This is a genomic window from Frankia nepalensis, assembly GCF_016786325.1.
Classification (GTDB): Bacteria; Actinomycetota; Actinomycetes; order Frankiales; family Frankiaceae; genus Pseudofrankia; species Pseudofrankia nepalensis.
Genome location: NZ_JADWYU010000286.1, coordinates 1 through 4,826, shown reverse-complemented (window position 1 = coordinate 4,826; position 4,826 = coordinate 1). Strand labels below are relative to the sequence as shown.

Sequence of the window (4,826 nt, the reverse complement as noted above, 5' to 3'; positions counted from 1 at the left end):
GTGACCGGCCGGTCCACGCCCCGCGCGCCCCGACCCCACCCCACCACCCACCGTCCACCACCGTGACGACCCCCACAGCCACCCGACCACGTCCACAACACCCGAAACATCCCCCAGACCAGACCCAGACCCAGACCGGGCTACCGGGCTACCGGGCTCCCCCCCAACGCCCCCTGACCAGCCAGGACGACGGCGACGGTGTCGGCGAGGGAGGCGCGGACGCCCTCGAGGGTCATTCGGTCGCCGAGCCAGTAGCGCAGGTCGCTGAGGAACACCTTGCCGATGATGTTGGTGGTGAGCTTGTCGCGCTCGTCCACGACGTGGTCCGGGCCGAAGGCGGCCACGCCGATGAGGGTGGTCATCGCGTCGTCGACGTCGTCGATCTCGGTGCCGACGGTGGCCGAGGCGAGCGTCATCGCCTGGACCAGTGCCTCGGCGACCAGGCGGTCGCGGCTCAGCTCGTCGACGAGCCGGTTCATCATCGCCAGCACCCTGGTCGCTGGGTCGTCGGAGACCGACGGCTGGGCGAGCACCGCGTCGCGCACGCCGGCCAGGTGGCGGGCGAGCGCGGAGGCGAGCAGATGGACCTTCGACGGGAAGTAGCGGTACAGGGTGCCGAGCGCGACGCCGGCCTGCTCGGCGACCTCCCGCATCTGCACCTCGTCGTAGCCGCCCTGGCTGGCCAGGGACAGCGCGGCGGTGAGCATGCGCTCGCGGCGCGCCTGCTGGGACGGGGTCGCCGTCGCCGCCGCTACTCCCTTTGCGGGCGGCGTGGCCGCCGCCGTCACGGCCTCGCTCACCGCTGCCTCCTTCTGGCCGTCCGCGGGCTCCCGTCCATCCGCGAGCCCGAAGAAAATTAGATCCTGTTCTACTTTAGGCCCCCTGGCGCGAACAGCCAGCCTCACGCGCCGTGTCGGGCCCATTCCCCTGGCACGGCGCGGCACTCTCGGGCCGCCGGCGGGGTCTCCTCCCGAGGCACGCCGCGGGCACCGGGAAGGTCACCACCTTCGCAGCGCACAGGGCCCGAAAGACACGCTTTGTTACCAAGGTCGCTCGGTCATCTTGGCCACGACAATCGGCCGATTGCGGACAGATTTCGGACGGATGACCGACAGAGGTCCACCACCCCGGACCGTGCGGCCGGGGACCCCCGGCAGGCTACGATTTGACACAGAACGGATCGAATGTGTGGTAGTCGTCGGACCTCCCGGACACCGCCGCGACAGAGGGCGGATCTTCGCGGGAGCCCACGCTGGACGCGCGCGAGGAAGAGAGAGTCACGTGGCAGACAGCGACGTCGCCGGGAACACCTCGTGGGACTTCCGGTCCGCGGTGGCCGCCGACGAGGTCGTGCTCGGGCCCGACGGCGAGGCCGTCGACCTGCGCACCGACGTCGCGCACGTCGCCCGGATCTACGACTACTGGCTCGGCGGCAAGACCAACTACCCGGCCGACCGGGAGGTCGCCGAGAAGGTCCTGGTCGCGATGCCGTCGACCACCCAGAGCGTCCGCGCGAACCGTTCCTTCCTGCGCCGCGCGGTACACCTGCTGGCGTCCGAGCACGGCATCCGCCAGTTCCTCGACATCGGCACCGGCGTGCCCGCCGCCGACAACACCCACGAGGTCGCCCAGCGCGCCGCGCCCGACGCCCGGGTCCTCTACGTCGACAACGACCCGATCGTGCTGGCGCACGCCCAGGCGCTGCTCACCAGCACCCCCGAGGGCGCGACGACCTACCTCCACGGCGACGTCCGCGACCCGGCCGACATCCTCACCAAGGCCGCCGGCGTCCTCGACCTCAGCCAGCCGGTCGCGCTCATGCTGGTAGCGATCATGCACTGCGTGAGCGACGAGGAGGACCCCTACGCCGTCGTACGCACCCTTTCCGAGGGCCTGCCCGCCGGCAGCTACCTCGTCCTGTCGCACCCGGGCATCGCGAGCGCGGCCGCGGCGACCAGCACCCCGAGCGCCGACGCGCTGGCGGCGGCGGCCCTGCTGCGGTCGGCGTCGGCGGGGGCGACCATCACCTTCCGGCGCCAGGAGCAGGTCACCGAGTTGTTCGACGGCTGGGACCTGCTGGAGCCGGGCGTCGTGCTCGCGACGAAGTGGCGCGCGGACGAGCCCGAGCAGACCATCGTCTGGGCTGGCGTCGGCCACAAGCCGGCCTGACCCCGCCGCCGGCCCCGGGCCGGCCCCGCCCGGGACCGCCGGGACCGCGCCCGAACGGGTGACGGGCTAGAACAGGTAGCGGGCGAGGCTGTCGGCGACGCAGACGACCTCGCCGGTGCTCGCGCGGATCAGCGTGACCCGGTACGTGGCCGCCACGCCGCCGGGGACGTCGGCGGTCTCGACGACGACGAGGCTGCCGCGCACCGAGCAGCCGACGGCGAGCGGCACCGGGAAGCGCACCGGCCCCGTGCCGTAGTTGATCCCGGCCTGGAAGCCGCGGACGTCGACGAGCCGGGGCAGGATGTAGTTCACCAGCGCGAGCAGCAGCAGCCCGGGCACCTGCCGCCCGGGACTCGTCCCGTCCAGGCCGGCGGGCAGCGACACGGCCGGCGCCCCCGTGGCCGTCTCGAACGCCTCGACCCGGTCGGCGCCGATCACCACGGGGCGGGTCGGGCCAAGCTCCACGCCGACGGCGGCGCGCAACGCGTCCGGACCCGCCAGGGCCAACGGGCCGGGCGGGGACGCGGCGCCAAGCGGGGCCATCGGCTGTGACGTGCTCATCAGGTCCTGCTTTCCCGCGTCACGGCCAGGTGCGGACCTAGGCCGGCGCGTCCGCGCCCGCCGCCGCGGGCATCTCGGACGAGATCGTAACCGATGTCACAGTATTCCCAGGTCCGGCCACATGTTCAGGGGTGCTACCACCTATGCCGGACAGGCGGTCCAGCACGGTTGTCGCCTCGGAGACGACCCGCTCGATGAGCTCGGCGACCGTCGGCAGGTCGTCGATGACGCCGACGACCTGCCCGGACGTCATCAGTCCGAGGTCGTCGCGGCCCTCGACCATGGAGGCGCGCAGCAGCATCGGGGTGTTCGCGCTCATCAGCACCTGGCTCCACGACAGGCCGGCGTGGGCGCGCAGCGCCCGGCCCTCGCGCAGCAGGCCGCGCCAGCTGGCACCCGTGGACCGGCGGAACGCCGCCGCGTTGCGCACCGCGCGGGGGAACCGGGTGAGCGGCCCGGCGGAGGTGAGCCCGTCGACGAGCGGGGTGCGCAGCACCCGGTGCGGGACCCCGTCGACGCGGGTGGTGACGACCGTGCCGTCGACCCCGGCGGCCAGGTAGCGCGCCTTCACGTTGTCGGCGACGGTGCTGTCGGCGGTCAGCAGGAACCGGGTGCCCATGCCGATCCCCGCGGCGCCGTAGGCGAGCGCGGAGACGAGGCCGCGCCCGTCGAAGTAGCCGCCGGCGGCGACGACCGGGATGTCGACGGCGTCGACGACCTGCGGCAGCAGCAGCGACGTCGGAACGGCGCCGGTGTGCCCGCCGCCCTCGCCCCCCTGGACGAGCACCGCGTCGGCGCCCCACGAGGCGACCTTCTCGGCGTGCCGGCGGGCGCCGACGGATGGCATCGTCACGATGCCGGCGTCGCGCAACCGGGAGAACAGGTCCTTGCGGGGGGCGAGCGCGAACGACGCGACCCGGACCCCCTCCCTGACCATCAGGGCGACCCGCTCCTCGACGTCCTCGGCGTCCGAGCGCAGGTTCACCCCGAAGGGGGCGTCGGTGCGCTCCTTGACCGCGCGGATCGCGGCGGCGAGCTCGTCGAACGTCATCGTCGCCGAGCCCAGGATGCCGAGCCCTCCGGCCGCGGCGGTCGCGGCGGTCAGCCGCGCGCCGGACACCCACCCCATCCCCGTCTGCACGATCGGATACCGCGCCCCCGTGAGCCGGGTGAACGCGGTCGCGAGCCTCGGGTCGCTGGCACTCGCGGTGTCTCTGGTTCGCTCTGTCGCCGCGCTCACGCCGAAACCTCCTGGAACCGCAGGCCCTTCGGGTCGAGGGCTTCGAGCAGGTCCAGCTCCGCCGCGCCCGGCGCCGGGGTCACCGGGACGGCGCCCGCCCCGCCGTCGGGCAGGACGAGCGGGAAGCCGGTCGCGGCGAGCACCTCCTCGGCGCTCACCCCGGGGTGCGCGGAGACGAGGCGGAGCCGGTGGTCGGGGGTCGCGAAGTCGAGGACCGCGAGGTCGGTGACGACCCGGCCGAGACCGTGGAAGCGGCTGGCCGCCGGCCCGGCCGCCCGCGCCCGGTCGTAGCCGACGCCACAGACCACGTCGACCTTCTCCACGAACACCCGCGGGCTGTGCCGCGGCACCCAGTAGCTGGTCCGGTGGTTGACGGTGTTGCCCGGCGCGCCGCGCGTGCCGATCAGCTGCGCCTTCGGGGTCGCGTGCGGGCCGACCGCGGAGATGTTCATGTTGCCGTGGGCGTCCAGCTGTGACGGGATCATGATGACGTGGCGGCGGCCGCTGGCGACGACGTCGAAGACGGAGCGGAACGGCAGCCAGCCCTCGACGACGGCGCCCGCGGGCGGCACCCCCAGTGGCAGGGCGTCGGCCATCAGCATCGCCTCGCCGTCGGACAGCAGCAGGTCCGGGGCGAAGGTCCGCCGGGCCAGCCGCGCGCCCAGCGCCGGCGCGGTGCCGAACGCGCTGGCCAGGATCTCGCCGTCGCCGCGGAACGCCTCGGCGCAGGCGAGCGCGCACACGTCCGCGCGCCGGGCGGGGCGCGCCGCGCCGGCGGCCCCCGGCGCCGGCGTCTCGAGCTGGGTCATCGCGCGCCCTCCTTGTCGCCGGCGCCGGCGGCGGCGCTGGCCGGGCC

5 protein-coding genes are annotated in these 4,826 nt (G+C 74.2%); 1 reads left to right on the top strand and 4 read right to left on the bottom strand.

The genetic code is table 11. The features are described from left to right. Nucleotides 1–140: 140 nt before the first annotated feature. Nucleotides 141–800 carry a TetR family transcriptional regulator gene (locus I6A81_RS40435; RefSeq protein WP_203007928.1) on the bottom strand — a complete coding sequence of 220 codons (660 nt, stop codon included), beginning with the start codon at nucleotides 798–800 and terminating at the stop codon, nucleotides 141–143. A 481-nt stretch (nucleotides 801–1,281) separates the two neighbouring features. Here I6A81_RS40435 and I6A81_RS40430 point away from each other — a divergent pair, with 481 nt between their 5' ends. After that, nucleotides 1,282–2,169, top strand: coding sequence for an SAM-dependent methyltransferase (locus tag I6A81_RS40430; RefSeq protein WP_203007931.1), 888 nt, complete (start codon nucleotides 1,282–1,284; stop codon nucleotides 2,167–2,169). Between the two features lie 66 nt (nucleotides 2,170–2,235). Here I6A81_RS40430 and I6A81_RS40425 read toward each other — a convergent pair whose 3' ends face one another. Genes I6A81_RS40425 through I6A81_RS40415 form a run of 3 tightly spaced genes read right to left on the bottom strand, consistent with a single transcriptional unit; the run spans nucleotide 2,236 to nucleotide 4,779 of the window. Then, nucleotides 2,236–2,730: a hotdog family protein gene (locus I6A81_RS40425; protein ID WP_238431101.1), complete on the bottom strand. Its 495-nt coding sequence runs from the start codon at nucleotides 2,728–2,730 to the stop codon at nucleotides 2,236–2,238. Between the two features lie 37 nt (nucleotides 2,731–2,767). Further along, complete coding sequence (locus tag I6A81_RS40420; protein ID WP_307875229.1) at nucleotides 2,768–3,970, bottom strand: NAD(P)H-dependent flavin oxidoreductase; 1,203 nt, start codon at nucleotides 3,968–3,970, stop codon at nucleotides 2,768–2,770. Then, nucleotides 3,967–4,779, bottom strand: coding sequence for a CoA-transferase subunit beta (locus I6A81_RS40415; RefSeq protein WP_203007933.1), 813 nt, complete (start codon nucleotides 4,777–4,779; stop codon nucleotides 3,967–3,969). The genes I6A81_RS40420 and I6A81_RS40415 overlap by 4 nt, the downstream gene beginning before the upstream one ends. Between the last annotated feature and the right edge of the window lie 47 nt (nucleotides 4,780–4,826).